The 16,964-nt window shown below is 57.8% G+C and carries 13 protein-coding genes and 1 pseudogene; 13 read left to right on the top strand and 1 reads right to left on the bottom strand.

The window, feature by feature from the left end; all coding sequences use genetic code 11:
* The first annotated feature begins 8 nt into the window (after positions 1 to 8).
* From C173_RS03340 to C173_RS03285, 13 genes and pseudogenes are all read left to right on the top strand, one after another.
* Positions 9 to 869, top strand: a complete 861-nt coding sequence (locus C173_RS03340; protein ID WP_036722462.1) for an energy-coupling factor ABC transporter ATP-binding protein — start codon at positions 9 to 11, stop codon at positions 867 to 869.
* Positions 870 to 883: 14 nt separating this feature from the next.
* Positions 884 to 1,724, top strand: a pseudogene (cobJ, locus tag C173_RS35605) (precorrin-3B C(17)-methyltransferase); the annotation flags it as partial.
* A gap of 152 nt (positions 1,725 to 1,876) precedes the next feature.
* Complete coding sequence (locus tag C173_RS32650; protein ID WP_442792614.1) at positions 1,877 to 3,994, top strand: CbiX/SirB N-terminal domain-containing protein; 2,118 nt, start codon at positions 1,877 to 1,879, stop codon at positions 3,992 to 3,994.
* Complete coding sequence (gene cobK / locus C173_RS03330) at positions 3,991 to 4,785, top strand: precorrin-6A reductase (RefSeq protein ID WP_036722461.1); 795 nt, start codon at positions 3,991 to 3,993, stop codon at positions 4,783 to 4,785. Before C173_RS32650 ends, cobK begins: the two co-directional genes overlap by 4 nt.
* A 2-nt stretch (positions 4,786 to 4,787) precedes the next feature.
* On the top strand, positions 4,788 to 5,453 hold the full coding sequence (locus C173_RS03325; protein ID WP_036722654.1) for a precorrin-8X methylmutase: 666 nt from the start codon (positions 4,788 to 4,790) through the stop codon (positions 5,451 to 5,453).
* 1,077 nt (positions 5,454 to 6,530) lie between these two features.
* Complete coding sequence (locus tag C173_RS03320) at positions 6,531 to 7,646, top strand: cobalt-precorrin-5B (C(1))-methyltransferase (protein ID WP_036722653.1); 1,116 nt, start codon at positions 6,531 to 6,533, stop codon at positions 7,644 to 7,646.
* On the top strand, positions 7,639 to 8,865 hold the full coding sequence (locus C173_RS03315) for a bifunctional cobalt-precorrin-7 (C(5))-methyltransferase/cobalt-precorrin-6B (C(15))-methyltransferase (protein ID WP_036722459.1): 1,227 nt from the start codon (positions 7,639 to 7,641) through the stop codon (positions 8,863 to 8,865). The genes C173_RS03320 and C173_RS03315 overlap by 8 nt, the downstream gene beginning before the upstream one ends.
* Before the next feature lie 31 nt (positions 8,866 to 8,896).
* Entirely contained in the window at positions 8,897 to 9,772 is an 876-nt protein-coding gene (gene cobI / locus C173_RS03310) for a precorrin-2 C(20)-methyltransferase (protein ID WP_081750989.1), read from the top strand.
* Positions 9,769 to 10,572, top strand: a complete 804-nt coding sequence (cobM, locus tag C173_RS03305; RefSeq protein WP_036722457.1) for a precorrin-4 C(11)-methyltransferase — start codon at positions 9,769 to 9,771, stop codon at positions 10,570 to 10,572. The genes cobI and cobM overlap by 4 nt, the downstream gene beginning before the upstream one ends.
* Positions 10,565 to 11,704, top strand: a complete 1,140-nt coding sequence (locus tag C173_RS03300) for a cobalt-precorrin 5A hydrolase (protein WP_036722455.1) — start codon at positions 10,565 to 10,567, stop codon at positions 11,702 to 11,704. Before cobM ends, C173_RS03300 begins: the two co-directional genes overlap by 8 nt.
* Positions 11,697 to 13,295: a cobyrinate a,c-diamide synthase gene (locus C173_RS03295; protein WP_081750988.1), complete on the top strand. Its 1,599-nt coding sequence runs from the start codon at positions 11,697 to 11,699 to the stop codon at positions 13,293 to 13,295. The genes C173_RS03300 and C173_RS03295 overlap by 8 nt, the downstream gene beginning before the upstream one ends.
* Positions 13,296 to 13,721: 426 nt before the next feature.
* Complete coding sequence (locus C173_RS03290; RefSeq protein WP_051477785.1) at positions 13,722 to 14,603, top strand: ROK family protein; 882 nt, start codon at positions 13,722 to 13,724, stop codon at positions 14,601 to 14,603.
* Between the two features lie 168 nt (positions 14,604 to 14,771).
* Complete coding sequence (locus C173_RS03285) at positions 14,772 to 15,788, top strand: HRDC domain-containing protein (RefSeq protein WP_036722453.1); 1,017 nt, start codon at positions 14,772 to 14,774, stop codon at positions 15,786 to 15,788.
* Positions 15,789 to 15,958: 170 nt separating this feature from the next.
* Here the strand turns inward: C173_RS03285 and corA are convergent, their stop codons facing one another.
* A complete protein-coding gene (corA, locus tag C173_RS03280; RefSeq protein ID WP_036722452.1) occupies positions 15,959 to 16,894 on the bottom strand; it encodes a magnesium/cobalt transporter CorA in 936 nt (311 codons plus the stop codon).
* Between the last annotated feature and the right edge of the window lie 70 nt (positions 16,895 to 16,964).

Raw genomic sequence — 16,964 nt, 5'->3', positions numbered from 1 at the left:
AGTCACCCATGGATCAGGAATCTAGCTTGGCTTGTGACGGAGTGGTGTTCCATTACCCGGATACGAAGGAGCCTGCACTGCATGAACTGACGTTCTCCATCCCCGCAGGCAGCAAGACGGCGGTGCTCGGTCATAACGGTTCAGGCAAATCCACGCTGTTCCTGCATGCCGTCGGCATTTTGCGCCCGCAGCAGGGGACGGTTGTGCAAGGAGGGAAGGCGTTATCCTACTCCAAAAAAGAGCTGGCCGCTCTGCGGCGGAAAGTGGGCCTGGTCTTCCAGGACCCCGAGCAGCAGCTGATTCTCAGCACTCCGCTGGAGGATGTGTCGTTCGGGCTGCGCGGCAGCGGCATGGCTGAACCGGCTATCGCTGCGCGCTGCCGGGAGGTCATGGAGCTGCTGAATCTAACCGGTCTCGGCGATAAACCGATTCACCAGCTTAGTCTGGGCCAGAAGAAACGCACGGCACTCGCCGGTGTACTGGCTATGGAGCCGGAGCTGATTCTATTGGATGAGCCGACCTCTTATCTGGACCCGTTATCGGAAACGCAGATGCTGAAGGGGCTTGAAGCCATACATGATAAAGGGACAACCGTAGTTATGGCTACGCATGATATGGACCTGGCCTACCGCTGGGCGGACTGGATTATTGTGCTGGAGCATGGAAGATGCCGGGCGGCGGGGACGCCGGAGGAGATTTTTGCGGGACGGGAAGAGCTATTGTCCATCGGACTGGGACTGCCGCTGCTGGCTGACTTATGGTTCAGCCTGCCTGCCAGCTTGACCGCAGGGCAGAGCGCTCCCCGCACCGCCGGGGAATTCAAGGTGAAGCTGCATAAGCTGCTTGCGCTTAACCACAGCTATTCATGAACGGGGGAAGAAGAATGAAGAGACAAGGAAAGCTGCTGATTATCGGCTTCGGCCCCGGAGCGCTGGAGCATATTACCGGCCGCGCACTGGCTGCGCTGGATGAGAGCGAGGCGGTCATCGGCTATACCACTTATGTAGATCTGATCAGGCCGCTGCTGCGGCACCAGGAGATTGTCGGTACGGGAATGACCGAGGAGGTTAGCCGGGCTCAGGAGGCCGTCCGCAGAGCAGAAGCGGGACAGACGATTGCAGTAATCTCCAGCGGCGATGCCGGTGTCTACGGGATGGCTGGGCTGGTATACGAGGTGCTGATCGAATGCGGCTGGAACCGCTCAGAGGGGGTACAGGTGGAGGTGATCCCGGGAATCTCGGCGATCCAGTCCTGTTCCTCGCTGCTTGGAGCCCCGATTATGCATGACTCCTGCACGATCAGCCTGAGCGATCATCTTACGCCCTGGGAGAGCATCGCTGCGCGTGTGGAAGCGGCGGGGGCGGCGGATTTCGTCATTGCGTTCTATAATCCGCGCAGCGGCAGACGGACGCGCCAGATTGAAGAAGCGCGCACCATTCTGCTGCGTTATCGTGATCCGGCTACACCGGTAGGCATTGTCAAAAGCGCCTACCGTGACCGCCAACAGACGGTCGTAACGACGCTGCAAGATATGCTGCAGCATGAGATTGGCATGCTCTCAACCGTGGTGATCGGCAACTCTGCTACCGTTGTCTATGAGGACCTGATGATTACGCCGCGCGGATATGAGCGCAAGTACAGTCTCGGTGCACAGACGCAGACGCTGAAGCCGCACGAGCGGCTGCGCACAGCCGCAGAACCGTGGTCGCTGGCTGCGGCGGAGTCTGGGCAGACAGAGGGGGCAGCTGGAGCCGGAGCGGCCAAAACTGTGGATGCTGGGAGAGCAGCAGAGACTGGGCAGAGGGATGCAGCAGATGTTGGAAGCGAGACCGAGCCGGGACAGGTGAAAAGTGCAGAAGCATCAGGTTCGGTTCGGATGGAATGGGCGCTGGGCTGTGGCGAAGCGGAATCAGGACAGACGGAAGAGGCTGCTGCGCAGAGCCTGGCTGCTGCTCCGCAGGTGGAGCGGCTGCGGAGCTTGTCCGGTCGCCTGAAGGCATCCACCGATTCTTCCTTCGAGCTGGAGATTGCTCCCGCAACCGGCAGCCGCAGCTTCAACGGTGATCAGATGAAGCTGCTGGCTGAGCTTGCAGGCAGCGATGGGCAATTGATCTATACGAAGGACGGATATTTCCTGCTGCGCGGCAGCCGGAATGAAGAGGCAGAGGCAGGAGCAAGGCTGCTGGAGGCCGGACTGAATGTAAGTACGCCTGGAGATTACGTGAAGGTGAAGACCTGCGGATTCTGTGAGCTGCGCAGAAGCGGAGCGTTAAGTGCTGCTGTCCGCCTCCACACCCTGCTGCATGGAATGGCTGTGCCCAGAGAGCTGCACATCAGTGTAGCCGGCTGCGGGATGGCTTGCAGCTCCGCTGTGCTGGATGATATCGGACTGGTAATGTCGCGCGGCAGCTATGAGTTGTATCTCGGCGGCAAGAAGGCCGGGCGGGGTGCCCATGCAGGGATTTTGGTGCGTGAAGGGATGGACGAAGAGCAAGCGGTAGCCGCTGTAGCTGCCGCAGTTGAGGACTACAGGGCTCATGGCCGGGAGCAGGAGCGGTATTATGCGTTCCGGGAACGGATGGACAGCGCAACAGGGAGTGCAGCCCATACATCCGATAACGATAACAGCAAAGAAGGAGTGCAGACGATGAGAACGGTATTACTGGTGGGACACGGGAGCCGGGTTCAAGCGGGAAATGAGGAGCTGCTGGAATTCACCCGCCTGCTCGCAGCCCGTAAGCCGGAGCTGAAAGTTGAGACCTGCTTCATAGAGCTGGCCTCGCCTTCCATCGCTGGCGGGATTGCCAGATGCATTGAGGGCGGTGCGGCGGAGATATACGTAGTGCCGATTATTTTGTTCGCGGCGGGGCATTCCAAGCTTGATATTCCAATGGCCATTGACGAAGCCAAGCAGAGATATCCCGGGGTGAAGTTCATCTACGGGCGTCCACTGGGGGTACAGGACCGTGCCGTCGATATTCTGCTGGAGCGGATTCAGGAAGCAGAACGACTTCCACTCCCGCCGGTGAAGGCGGCTGGCGGAATGGACCTGGACCTGCGCGGGAACGGTGCATCCACGATTGAGGATAAGGACACCATCGTACTGCTGATGGGACGCGGGGGCAGTGACCCGGATGCTAACAGCGATCTGTATAAAATAAGCCGGCTGCTCTGGGAGAGAACAGGCTACCGCAGCGTGGAAAGCTGCTTCATTGCCATCGCCAAGCCTTCGCTGCCGGACGGGCTTGAGCGCTGCCTTGCACTGGGTGCGCGCAAAATTATTGTTCTGCCGTACCTGCTGTTCACCGGAGTGCTAATGCAGCAGTTCGCAGAGAGAGTGGCGCAATTCGCAGCGGAGCATCCCGGGCTTGAAGTGGAGATCGGCGGCACACTGGGCGCACATCCGCTGCTGGCGGATATGCTGACAGAGCGGATCGAGGAGACGCTGGAAGGGCGTGCCTTCAGCAACTGCGATAACTGCAAATACCGCGATGCAGCCTCTTTGCACCATCATCACCATCACCATCATGGTGAGGAGGAGCACGGGGAGCATGGGCATGGACATCACGGGCATGGGCATCACAGTCATGAGGGACATGGACACGGGCGCCATGAGCATGGAGATGAAGAGCACGGACACGGACACGTACATCACTGCCATGAGAAACAAGGGCATCACGAATGTGCGCATCACGGGCATGGGAATCAAGGGCACACGCACGAGCATGGGCAACATGAATGTACGCATCACGGGCATGGGAATCAAGGGCACACGCACGAGCATGGGCGACATGAATGTACGCATCACGGGCATGAGGAACATAGGCACGGGCACCACTGCCATGGGAAGCATGGGCATCACGAGTGTGCGCATCACAGGCATGATGAACATGGGCACACGCATCACGCGCACGGGCACCACTGCCATGGGCGGCATGATGTAACGGAGGCGGCGGCTCCGGCAGACGATCTGGCGCTTCGCCAGCCGCGATGATCTTCATGTTATGCGGCACCAGCGATGCCCGCGAGCTGGCTCAGAGCTTCCTGCGCCAAGGCCTGCCGCTGCAGGCCAGCGTGGTGACGCCCAGCGGGGCAGAACGCCTTATGGCCGCAGGCATCCGCACCCGCGTCGGCAGACTGGACCGCGCGGCGATGATCGCTTTGCTGCAGGCGGGCGGGTACCGTGCCGTGGTGGACGGCAGCCATCCTTTTGCGCTGGAGGCCCATGCTAATGCAATGGAAGCTGCTGCTGCGCTGGGGTTGCCTTACTTCCGCTACGAGCGGCAGAGCCTTATCTATAACAGCCATCCCCGGCTGTTACTTGTGCATTCTTATGAAGAGGCTGCGCGCAAGGCTAGGGAGCTGAAGGGCTCTGTGATGCTGACTACCGGCGGCAAAACGCTGGAGATTTTTGCGGAGGAGCTGCTGGGAGATCCGGAAATCCGGCTGACCGTAAGGCTGCTGCCTTGTCTGGAGAATCTGGAGAAGTGTCTGGCCCTTGGGATAGAGCAGCGGAATATTATTGCGCTTCAGGGCCCTTTTAGCAGAGAGATGAATGAGGCCTTATACCGGCAGTACGGCACCCGGGTGATGATTACCAAGGAGAGCGGGGCCGAAGGCTCGGTGGATGAGAAGCTGCATGCCGCGCTGGATATGGGGTTATATGTGATTTTGATTATGCGGCCGGGGCTGTCCTTCGGGGATGGCGGAACTGTGTTTGATTCTTTTGACGAGATTACGGCTGCTGTGAAGAATGCGCTGCTAATGACGAGGGAAGAGGGATGAATGTGGATTTCGGGACAGAGTTCAAGCCGGTGACCGTACAGCCGCAGGAGATAGAGGGTCTAAGCTTTCAGATGATTACGGAGGAACTGGGTGAACATTCGTTTAGTGCATTGGAGTACCCGATTGTACAGCGGATTATTCATGCTTCGGCTGATTTTGAGCTGGGGCGCAGCCTGGTGTTCCATCCCGGGGCGATTGAGGCGGGGATTCACGCTATTCTGCAGGGCAAGCCGATTATAGCGGATGTGCGGATGGTGGAGGCGGGCATTGCCAAGGAGCGGATTCAGCGGTACGGCGGCGAGGTCCGGGTACATATTTCAGATCCTGATGTGGTGGACGAGGCGAAGGCGCTGGGAACCACAAGGGCGATTATCGCAACGCGCAAGGCCTGCGCACAGGCACCGGGGGGAATCTATGTCATCGGCAATGCGCCGACTGCCCTGCTGGAGCTAATCCGTCTGGTAAAAGCAGGCGAAGCCCAGCCTGGCCTTGTCATCGGCATGCCCGTTGGCTTCGTCTCTGCGGCGGAATCCAAGGATGAGCTGCGCAAGCTGGATATTCCCTACATCACCAATATCGGCCGCAAAGGCGGCAGTACAATCGTGGTCGCCGCAGTGAACGCACTAAGTCTGCTGGCCGTCCGCCGGGCGGCGGGTGAGCTGGGATAGCTTGATCAGAGAATCAGATCGCTGAAGCGTAGGGCTGGTGAGTTGTCACATCCCGATTAAGGTGCAAGTGGTATGCTTAATCGCACTCTCTACAACTAAATGCTCTGATGTACGAGTGAATAGCCAATTAGCTGTAAAACGTGCAATTAAACTTTTCTATAATCGGTGTTCTCCTTGATTTGGGCAGATATAGTTGTACAGATTACAGTTAGATGAGGAAATCCTCCCTTTTTGCGGGTTTTAAATGTACAGAATACAACTATCTCAAATTATTTACTTCTTTAGTTCTAATAGTATTCTGTACAACAGAATTCGTGATTTTATAGTTGAAATCTGGTTCTACTGTAGTTCATACACTTGATTTGTGGATAATAGCTCCAAAACACCTCCCTCGCCAAATTCTAATGTACAAAGTGCAGCAGAATTACTTTTTTGGCGGATTTGGGGTTTAACTAATGTACAAAGTGCAATGGAGCCAGAATTTCTATTAAGCTGCATCCACTCTTTAAGGTACATCTAGCTCTTAATGCGATGCTGCGAGAAGACACTAAAAGACTAGAAAAATTTGTATAAAAATCTCCTGATTTGCTTAGAAGCAGCAGTATAATCAGGTTATATAGAGAGTAAGACAGGTTACCTGCCCAGGGCGAAAGCTCAGAGGATAAGCTTCAGCGATGTGCAGATTGTTCAGTTTGTGAGGATTCATTCTTAGACCATCAGCAAAGAGGGAGTGCCATGACCAAGGAAATAGCCGATCAAGCCGTCAGGCAGAACCGGGGCCAAGAAAGCGGGGAGGCAGGGGCGGGGCAAGCAGAGCGGGTAGAGCAAGCAGCCAGACCTGAATTCGATCAGGGATCTGAGCAGTTGGAGCAAGTAGGCGGCCCCGAATTCGCAGAGGCGGCTGAACGTTTGGAGCACGCAGCCGGCTCCGAGATCGAGCAGATGGCTGGGCAGGTACGCCAGCCTATCGAACCCGGATTGCCCGGATTCGATCAGGCAACTGAGCAACCGGAGCAAGCCAGCTTCCCCGAGTTCAAGCCAGCGGCTGAGCAGGTAAAGCAGGCTGTAGAACCCGGATTGCCCGCTCCCGAATCCGCAGGTGAAACGCCAGCTCCCCCGCTGCGCAGGGGCTACACGACAGGGGCCTGTGCCGCAGCGGCAGCCGCAGGTGCGGCCACCCTGCTCATTACAGGGGAGAGCCTGCCTGCGGTAGAGATTGATCTGCCGGCCGGGTTCCGTCATACCTTTGAGCTGACTGGCTGGCAGTGCGCAGGGTCGCACACGGCAAGCTGTGCCACAGTGAAGGATGCCGGAGACGACCCGGATGCGACGCATCTGGCGTGGATCGAGGCGTCGGTGAGCTGGCGGGATCAGCCGGGCGTGGAGATTGACGGGGGCCGCGGTGTTGGCCGGGTGACGAAGCCGGGGCTGCCGATGGGCGTCGGAGAGGCGGCGATTAACCCGGTGCCCCGGAGGATGATTCAGGAGGCGGTATCCGCCGTACTGGAGGAGCACGGTGCAGTGCGGGGCCTGAGGGTAGTCATCAGCGTGCCGGAGGGCGAGAGCATCGCCATGAAGACGCTGAATCCCCGGCTGGGTATTCTGGGCGGCATTTCGATCCTGGGCACGCGGGGCGTGGTGACCCCGTTCTCCACCGAGGCCTACAAGGCGAGTGTGGTTCAGGCTATCTCGGTGGCGGCTGCGGCGGGGAACCGGCAGGTTGTGCTCACCACAGGCGGCAGCAGCGAGAAATACGCGATCGCGATGTTCGCAGAGCTTCCGGAGGAAGCTTTTATACAGATGGGGGAATATGTGGGCTTCTCGCTGGAGCATGCCAAGGCATACGGAATTCGCAAGGTTACCTTCGTCGGGATGGCCGGCAAATTCTCCAAGGTGGCTCAGGGGGCCATGCTGATTCACTCCAAGAACGCGCCCGTCGATTTCGGATTTCTGGCAACCGTTGCGGCGGGGGCGGGAGCGTCCCCGGAGCAGGTGCAGGAGATTGCTGCCGCCAACACAGCCTCACAGGTCGTGGATATGATGACTGAGGCGGGGAATTACACTTTTTTCGAGCAGCTGTGCAGGCATGCCTGTGAACAGAGTCTGGCGCATATGAACGGAGGCATGATTGTGGAAATGGTGCTCATTACAATGAAGGGCCGGGTGCTGGGAAGGGCGGAGATTCATGGATAACCTGATTTATGTGATCGGGATCGGTGAGGATGGTGCCGGCGGCCTGACCCCGGATAGCTTAAGCATAGTGAACAACAGCGAGGTGCTGCTGGGCGGCGAGCGGCAATTGAATTTTTTCGGCAGATACAGAGGGGAGAAAATCGTGCTGCAAGGCGGGCTGAAGCCTTTTACAGACAAGCTGGAGGAGGTGTGGCGTGAGCGGCGGACGGTGGTGCTGGCCTCGGGGGACCCGTTCTTTTTTGGGATTGCCGGGTATCTTGTCCGCAGGTTCGGGCCGGAGCATGTGGAGGTGATCCCTCATTATAGCAGCGTGCAGCTTGCGTTCGCGCGGCTCGGGGACAGCTGGCAGGATGCGGAGCTGATCAGTCTGCACGGGCGTCCCATTCAGGGACTGGCCCAGCGTATCGACGGCAGGCACAAAATCGCCCTGCTGACAGACGAGAACAACACCCCTGCGGTCATTGCCGCTTATCTGCAGGAGTTCGGGATGGTGGAATATGAGGCGTTTGTCTGCGAGCGGCTTGGCGGCGCAGAGGAGATCTGCCGGTTCTGGACGCTGGAGGAAATGGAGACCAGGGAGTTCGCAGCGCTTAATGTCGTGATCCTGCGCCGTAAGCAGGAGGTCTCCGCTCCCGTGCGGCGCGGATTCGCTTATCCCGACGGGGAGTTCCGGCAGCGTAAGCCGGAGAAAGGCCTGATTACGAAGCGCGAGGTCCGCGCTCTGGTGCTGTCGGAGCTGAACCTGTCCGAGGATGCAGTCGTGTGGGATATCGGCTCCGGCTCGGGTGCGGTGGCTGCGGAATGTGCGCGGATCGCCAGACTCGGGAGGGTCTACGCTCTGGAGAAAAGTGCGGAGAACCTGCCGAATATGGCAGAGAACCGTCTGAAGTTCCGGGCGGATTTCGAAATCATTCAGGCGAAGGCGCCGCAGGGCCTGGCCGCTCTGCCTGACCCGGATGCCGTCTTCATCGGCGGCAGCGGCGGTGAGCTGGCGGCCATTATTGAACATAGCGCTGCGAGGCTTCAGCCCGGCGGAAGGATTGTGGTTGGGGCGATCACGGTGGAGACGCTGCATGGCAGCATGGAGGCGTTTAAGGCCGCAGGACTGGCCTGCGAAGTGACGATGCTTCAGGCGTCGCGTGGCAAGCCGATTCTCGGCATGACCCGGTTCGACGGAATGAATCCCGTCTATGTGGTCAGCGGCCGGAGGCTTCATTAATCATCAGACAATAACGAAGGAGGAACCCGCAATGAAGACCGATGTAACTGAGCCGCGTGAGCAGGCTGCGGACGGACAGGAAATATCGTCAGGAGAAGCGGCAGGGACGCTGTGGACAGAAGCAGCGATACAGGCGGCCAGTGCGTTATTTGACCCGCTGGATGCAGAAGAGCTGGAGCTGGAGGAAAGACTGACTCCCCGGGCGCTCGGAACGTTATACGGCGTAGGCGTCGGCCCCGGCGACCCGGAGCTGATTACGCTTAAGGCTTGCCGTCTGCTGCGGGAATGTCCGGTGATTGCCTACCCGGCAACCAAGAAGGGCGGCAAATCCTACGCCTATGAAATCATTGAGCTGCATGTAGACCCGCAGGACAAAATCATGCTCGGACTGGTCTTTCCGATGACGAAGGACCCGGAGCTGCTGGCTGGCGGCTGGACCCGTACGGTAGAGCTGTGCTGGGGAGAGCTGAGACAGGGGCGGGATGTGGCTTTTGTGACCGAAGGCGATCCTAATCTCTACAGTACCTTCATTCATCTGGCCCGGCTGATGCAGGAGCTGCACCCCGGTGTGCCGGTCGTCTCGGTTCCGGGAATATCCTCGGTGCTGGGCGCGGCGGCTGCGCTGGAGCAGCCCCTGGCAGACGGCAATCAGCGGGTGGGGATCATCCCGGCTACGGACGACAGGGTGGTGCTTCGGGAAGCGCTGCTGCATCATGATACGGTGGTGTTCCTTAAGGTGGCCAAGGTGCTAGATGTGGTGCTGGATGTGCTGGATGAGCTGGGCTTGTCCGGCCGCGCCTCGGTGGTAACCAAGGTCACCTCCCCCTATGAGACTGTCTGGCGCGATGCACGGGACCTGCGGGGCAAGGAAGTGGAGTACCTGAGTCTGATGGTGGTGAGCAAATGACGAATAAGCTATTGGAGCCAAAAGTATATATTGTCGGTGCCGGACCCGGCGATCCCGAGCTAATTACGGTAAAAGGCAGCCGCATCCTGCGCTCGGCAGATCTGGTGCTGTATGCGGATTCGCTGGTCAGCGAGGAGCTGATCCGCAGCGCTAAGCCCGGTGCGCAGGTGCTTCAGAGCTCGGGCATGGATCTTGAGCAGCAGGTGGAGCTGATGACGCTTGCCGTGCAGTCCGGTAAAAGCGTAGCCCGCGTCCACACCGGAGACCCCGCCATGTACGGCGCGATTCTGGAGCAGATGTCGCTGCTGAAGCTACGCGGCGTCGCTTACGAGATTGTACCGGGCGTCAGCTCGGTTTTTGCCTCTGCGGCGGCGGTTGGCGCAGAGCTGACCGTGCCGGAGCTGACGCAGACGGTCATTCTGACCCGTGCGGAAGGGCGCACACCCGTGCCGGAGCGCGAGCAGCTGCGCAAGCTGGCGGAGCATCACTGCACGGTGGCGCTGTTTCTGAGTGCATCACTGGCCGGTCATGTGAGCAGTGAATTCCTGGCCGCAGGCTGGAGCCCGGAGACCCCGGTGGCGGTCGTGAAGCGGGCCACTTGGCCGGATCAGCAGATTCTGCGGACCACGGTTGAGAAGCTGGAGGCGGACCTGCAAGGTGCTGGCATCACCATGCATGCCATGATCCTGGCCGGCTGGGCGCTGGACCCCGGGCTGACGGACCGCGATCAGCACCGCTCCAAGCTGTATGACAAGACCTTCACCCACGGCTGCAGGGAAGGAATCGGCTCCGGTGAGTAAGCGGTATGCGGCTGTTGCGATTACGCGCAGCGGGATAGAGCTGGCTGTGAAGCTTGGCGGGCGGCTTGGCGGGACTGAGGTCTTTGTCTATGCCAAGTATAGCGGAGAGCTGGAGGCGCGGAGCGGGGAGATCACTGTTTTTGACGGACCGGTCAGAGGGGTGCTGCCTAGGCTCTTCGGGAGCTATGAGGCGGTCATTCTGTTCTTCTCACTGGGGGCGGCAGTCCGGCTGACGGCTCCGCTGCTGCGGGATAAAAGAACCGATCCTGCCGTCATCGTCATCGATGAGCGCGGGGAGAATGTCATCAGCATGCTCTCCGGCCATCTTGGCGGAGCGAATAGGCTGACACTGGAGATTGCGGAGCTGCTGGGCAGCCATCCGGTGATCACCACGGCTTCGGATGTGCAGGGTACCTTCGCTGTCGATCTGCTGGGCCGGGAGTACGGCTGGCGTGCCGACAGCTTCACCTCCATGAAGGGGGTTAGTGCTGCGCTCGTTAATGGGGAGCCGGTAGCCTTTGTGCAGGAGAGCGGGGAACGTTACTGGCTGCCGCCGGGTGCTGAGGTGCCGGAGCATGTCTCTATGTTCGCAAGCAGAGCCGAGCTTCGGTATAGCAGACGCAGCTTCAGCGCAGCGATTGTGGTAAGCGACCGGGTGACGGAGGAACCAGAGGAGGACGCACCGGCAGATACTACTCTGGCCAAGTACACTGTAGTGTATCGCCCGCGCAGTCTGGTGCTTGGACTCGGCTGCAACCGCGGGACGTCTGTGAATGAGCTGGAAGCGGTGGTTCTTCACACTCTGCACGAGCTTAATTTGTCGCTCCATAGTGTGCGGAATGTGGCGACAGCCGGGATCAAGGGGGATGAAGCGGGACTCTTGGCCTTGTGCGCCAAATACAGCTGGGAGCTGGTTCTGTACACCCCGGAGCAGCTCAATACAGTAGAGCTGGACCATCCGTCTGAGGTGGTATTCAGGGCAACCGGGGCTTACGGCGTCTGTGAACCTGCTGCGCTGCTGTCTTCAGGTGCGCATTCGCTCCTGCAGCCTAAGCTCAAGAGCGGCAATGTGACCATCGCCGTAGCCCGGATTGTCTATCCCGGAGAGAAGGAGGGGAAGAGCGGTGAATGAGCTGAGGAATGCAGCCGGATATGAAAAAAAGCCTGGATCAGCCCTCCATGAGCCGCAGGCGCATCCCCGCCTGGTCATCGCAGGCACAGGCAGCGGCTCGGGCAAAACAACGGTCACACTGGGGCTGATGCGCGCTTTTGCCCGGCGGGGCCTGAAGGTTCAGGGCTTCAAATGCGGCCCAGACTATATCGATCCCGCCTATCACACTGCGGTCACAGGCCATCCCTCGCGCAACCTGGACTCCTGGATGACTTCAAGCGACTATCTGCAGGAGTATTTCCTGCAGGCTTCGGCGGATGCTGACCTGTCCGTCATTGAGGGCGTGATGGGGTTGTATGACGGCAAGGAAGACACAGCACTGACCGGATCCACGGCGGAGATCGCCATCCTGACCGCCAGCCCTGTGCTGCTGGTGGTCGATGTCCGCAGCATGGGGCGCAGTGCCGCGGCGATAGTGCTGGGCTTCCGGCAGCTGGAGCCGCAGGTGCAGATTGCCGCCGTTCTGGTGAACCGCTGCGGCAGCGAGGGTCACTACCGGTTAGTTAAGGCTGCCATTGAAGCAGCCTGCGGGATTCCCGTGATTGGCTGGCTCCCCCGCGATAGCGGGCTGGACATCCCTGAGCGGCATCTGGGCCTGCTGCCTGCTGTGGAGCGAGGGGAGCTTGCGCCCTTGTTCGAGCGTGCCGCCGACATGCTGGAGCAAGGCACGGATCTGGAACGGCTGCTGGAGCTTGCGGCTGCCGCTCCTGCTGTGCAGGGGCAGCCTGTGTCGCCGGAGCAAGAAGCCTTGCTTGCCTGCATGCAGATGCCGGACCAGCAAGTTCGCTCTCTTACATATGCGGCTGAACTTTGTAACCCCGCTGCTCAGATACATAAGACACAGGCAGGCCCGGCGGGGCCTGGCCCGCTCATTGCCGTAGCCCGGGATGCGGCGTTCAATTTCTATTACGCCGATAATCTGGAGCTGCTTGCACGTGAAGGTGCTAAGCTGGTGTACTTCAGCCCGCTCAGCGGTGAAGGCATTCCGCCGGAAGCGGACGGCATCTATCTCGGCGGCGGCTTCCCGGAAGAATTCGCGGCGGTGATTGCCGCGAACCAACTCTTCCTAAGCGGCCTGAGATCCGCCGCCGCCGCCGGAATGCCGCTGTATGCGGAGTGCGGCGGCTACATGGTGCTGGCCCGCAGTCTGACCGACCGCAACAGCAGGGTACATGAGATGGCCGGAATCGTTCCGGCACACACCGTGATGCAGGAACGCCGGGCGGCACTCGGCTATCGTGAAGTTACAGCACTTCACGATTGCCTGCTGCTGAAGCAGGGCGAGCGTCTGCGCGGCCATGAATTTCATTACTCCGTCATGAGCTATCTTGACGGGGAAGCCCGGAACTATGCCTATGAGAGTAAGGGCAGAGGGGGGAGCCAGCCTGAAGGCTACATCAGCGGCAGCATTATGGCTGCTTATGCGCATATCCATCTCGCCTCCCATCTTCCGGCAGCAGCCCGGCTTGTAGCAGCCTGCCGGGCCTATCGTGACAGCAAACAGGCTGTGCAGCAGCATGTTCCCGGCTCCCGCAACCAACAAGTGGAATAACGTATCTTAAATTATTAATTCTAACGAAATGTGTGGCGATAATTGGAAAAACAACATCTATTCATGTTACTTTTAGCTACTTGGGCTAAAATGGGCAACATTAAGTGTTGTTTTTCCAACTGTTGTTCTAGCATCGGCTATTCGTTCATTAGCAAGTGTAGAAAATCCAACTACCCCCCCGTCCCGTTCAATCCGGCCTAAGCCTCATCAGCAAATCACTTATTCATACTGTATGTCAACCGCTTGTCATACGTATATTTGATACGTATAATAGGACAAGAGAACGCTTCATTAATGCGCTCGGGCTGGTCAACGGGCAAGTTCCAGCGCAGGAAACTATCATTGTATTTATCGTATCTCAGGAGTCTATCGAAATTATCAGAAGCAACAGCATATGGATGCATCAGGAGAAGGGGGAACGCTGCAGTGAAATTGTTGGGAGCGATTGAAGCAGGGGGAACGAAGTTTGTATGCGGTATCGGGAATGAGGACGGGACGATTATCGACCGGGTGAGCTTTCCGACGGCTACTCCTCAGGAGACTATGGGCCAGGTAATGGATTATTTCAGCGGAAAATCAGTGGAGGCTATCGGGATCGGTTCCTTCGGACCGATTGACCCTGTTATCGGCAGCCCCACCTATGGATATATTACAACCACACCGAAGCCGCATTGGGGCGGATATAATCTGGTTGGAGCCGTGGAGGAGCAATTCCGGGTTCCGATCGGCTTTGATACAGATGTAAACGGCGCAGCGCTGGGCGAGTACACCTGGGGAGCAGCGCAAGGGCTGGACAGTTGTCTCTATATCACGGTGGGCACCGGGATTGGTGCCGGTGCTGTGGTAGGCGGGAAGCTCGTTCACGGTCTGTCCCACCCGGAGATGGGCCATATTCTGGTCCGTCGTCATCCCGAGGACCACTACGAAGGCTTCTGCCCTTATCACGGCGATTGCCTGGAGGGTCTGGCGGCGGGTCCGGCCATCGGCAAGCGCTGGGGTAAGCCCGCGGGCGAGCTGCCTGCGGATCATCCGGCCTGGGCGATGGAGGCCCACTATCTGGCTCATGCTCTTATGAACTATGTGCTGATCCTCTCGCCGCAGAAGATCGTAATGGGCGGCGGTGTGATGAAGCAGAGCCAGCTCTTCCCGCTGATCCATGCCAAGCTGCAGGAGCTGCTCGGCGGATATGTGCAGCATCCAGCGCTCAATGAAGAGATTGGCAGCTACATTGTGCCTCCGCAGCTTGGAGATAACGCCGGTCTGTCGGGAGCACTGGGTCTGGCCAAGCTGGCTTTAGACCGCAAGTAGGATATTTTGTCAAAAAGAGATTGACTGTTACGTAATATATGGTATTCTAGGTTTTAACAGTATAGCATTTAAGAGGAAGCACCTCTTTCACGAATGTCGTGGGAGAGGTGCTTTTTTTGCGTTCAGAGCGCTCATGCGTACTGTAAGACGACGAAAGAAGGGATTCATATGCAGATCGTATTTATGAACCGTTTGTGCAGAAGATCAGGAATGGACGAAGAGAATTTTGCCCAGCTGTGGATTGGAGAGGAAGAGGGTCAGTGGCGTCTTGGCTGGCGTGATTTCTCCGGCGAAGAGGAGACGGGCGACAGCCTGTGGTATGAAGGCGGATCATGGAATGAGATGCTGTGTGTTTACCGGCACGAGCTTGCCGTGAAGATGGGGGATGGCTACCGCCCGCTGATTGACGGGGTATTTCATGATGACGATAACCTCAGCAGCCGCAGCCAGGAGCAGCTTAAGCTGCAGTATTACAGTGAGCAATACGGGAATGAAGCCATCTTCGAGGAGCTGTGCTCCTGGCGCAGAGGGAAGGCCTCCAGTGAGCGGAAGGCGCCTTATATCCTGGCCAGCAACCGACTGCTGCGCATGATCAGCGCATTTCTTCCCCGCACGGAGGAGGAGCTGCTGCAGCTCCCGGGTGTGGGTGAAGGCAAAGTCTCACAGTATGGTGCAGACTGGCTTAGCATCACCGCGGCGGCTGAGCGTGAGCATGATTTTCCGCTAAGCTGGGTGAATCATGCCATAGACGAAGAGAGCTTCGTATCCTGGCACTATAAGCAGAAGGAGCTTAAGTACAAGAAGCAGCTGGAGCGGCTGAGACTGCGGCGCGTTCTATTACAGGGGATTGAAGAGGGACAGGGGATGGAGCAGCTCAGAGTGCTTAGCGGAGTTTCCCGCCGTGAAGTGCTTGAAGTGGTAGAGGAGCTGGAGAAGGACGGCTACTCGGCCGAGAAGCTTATTGCCCTGGAGCTGAGAGAGGTGAGTCCCGAAGAACAGAACAATATTTGGACAGCCTATGAACTGATCGGCGACAACTTCCTGAAGCCTGTCCTCTACAAAGCCTACGGCGACAACTTCGTACCTGCTGACGGACTTGATCTGTATTACGAACGCCTGCGGCTGATCCGCATCCGCTTCCGGCGGGAGCATCCGGCGGCGTTAGGGATAGTTACCCCTCAATAATTATTGAGTCTGATGGCCTGCATCAGTCCCAATCTACGGTCCTGATGACCGGAATTCCTGATCGGCGCAGACGCATTACATACTGGTGACATACCAAAAAGACGAAGGCTCTCCGAGTCCCGGTAGCCGGGTATACGGTGCCTTCGTCCTTCGTATTCGTCCGCTCTGCTTCATAGCCACTCCTTCTTACGGAAGATAATTAGCATTCCGCAGCCTAGCGTCACCATAACGGCAATGACGCCATAGTAGCCGTACTCGGTGTGGATCTCCGGGATATTGTCAAAGTTCATGCCGTAGATTCCGGTAATCACGGTCAGCGGCATGAATATGGTAGTAATTGCTGTAAATACACGCATGATTTCATTGGCTCGGTTCGCAATACTGGACTGATAAGCTTCGCGCAAGTTGCCCATGAGATCGCGGTATGTTTCGAAGGTCTCAGAGATCTTGACCGCATTCTCATAAATATCGCTGAAATACTTCTGCAGCTGATCGTCGATCAGGCGAAGATCCTTCTTGTTGAGTGTGTTGATAACTTCCTTCTGCGGGCCGAGCATCTTCTTCAGCCAGAGAATCTCACTGCGCAGACCGATGATCTCGCTCAGATGCGATTTCTTGGTATGCATGAGGATGTCTTCTTCCAGCTTCTCGATCCGCGCTTCAATCCGGTCACCGACCGAGAAGAAGTTGTCGACAACGAGGTCGATCAGCAGATACAGGAAGCGGTCAGGCGTACTGACCTCCTGCTCCCACAGTACGGGCTTCAGGACACGCAGTTCATGGATCTTCTGCTTCGTAACGGTAATAATGAAATGTCTGCCAAGGAATACATTGAGTGCACGGAGGAAGATTTCCTCATCATCGAACCGGATGCTGTTCACCACGATGAAATAATGACTCTCATAAATCTCCAGCTTCGGACGCTGATCCTCTTCACTTAGACAGTCTTCCACAGCCAGATCATGCAGGCCGTATATAGGCTGAAGCTCTACAAGGTCCTCCACATCCGCATCAATCCAGTAGAACCCCTCAGCAGGGGCGGTTAAAGTTTCTTCAATGTTGTCAACAGGCGTAAAAACCCCTGCATTCACCAGCCGGATTTTCATCTGATTCACTCCTTATGTCCCTGGTCTTCTCCAGGGGTATGCTAATTTCAGCACACGGAAAAAATCAGCT

It is taken from the genome of Paenibacillus sp. FSL R7-277 (assembly GCF_000517965.1).
Lineage (GTDB): Bacteria > Bacillota > Bacilli > Paenibacillales > Paenibacillaceae > Paenibacillus_AQ > Paenibacillus_AQ silagei.
This window is presented reverse-complemented; position numbering and strand designations above follow the sequence as displayed.

Bases quoted from the DNA above. Each gene is read 5' to 3' on its own strand.
- corA (WP_036722452.1), bottom strand. From the start codon at position 16,894: ATGAAAATCCGGCTGGTGAATGCAGGGGTTTTTACGCCTGTTGACAAC.
- cobM (WP_036722457.1), top strand. From the start codon at position 9,769: ATGACGAATAAGCTATTGGAGCCAAAAGTATATATTGTCGGTGCCGGA.
- cobK (WP_036722461.1), top strand. From the start codon at position 3,991: ATGATCTTCATGTTATGCGGCACCAGCGATGCCCGCGAGCTGGCTCAG.
- C173_RS03285 (WP_036722453.1), top strand. From the start codon at position 14,772: ATGCAGATCGTATTTATGAACCGTTTGTGCAGAAGATCAGGAATGGAC.
- C173_RS03315 (WP_036722459.1), top strand. From the start codon at position 7,639: ATGGATAACCTGATTTATGTGATCGGGATCGGTGAGGATGGTGCCGGC.
- cobI (WP_081750989.1), top strand. From the start codon at position 8,897: ATGAAGACCGATGTAACTGAGCCGCGTGAGCAGGCTGCGGACGGACAG.
- C173_RS32650 (WP_442792614.1), top strand. From the start codon at position 1,877: ATGGAATGGGCGCTGGGCTGTGGCGAAGCGGAATCAGGACAGACGGAA.
- C173_RS03340 (WP_036722462.1), top strand. From the start codon at position 9: ATGGATCAGGAATCTAGCTTGGCTTGTGACGGAGTGGTGTTCCATTAC.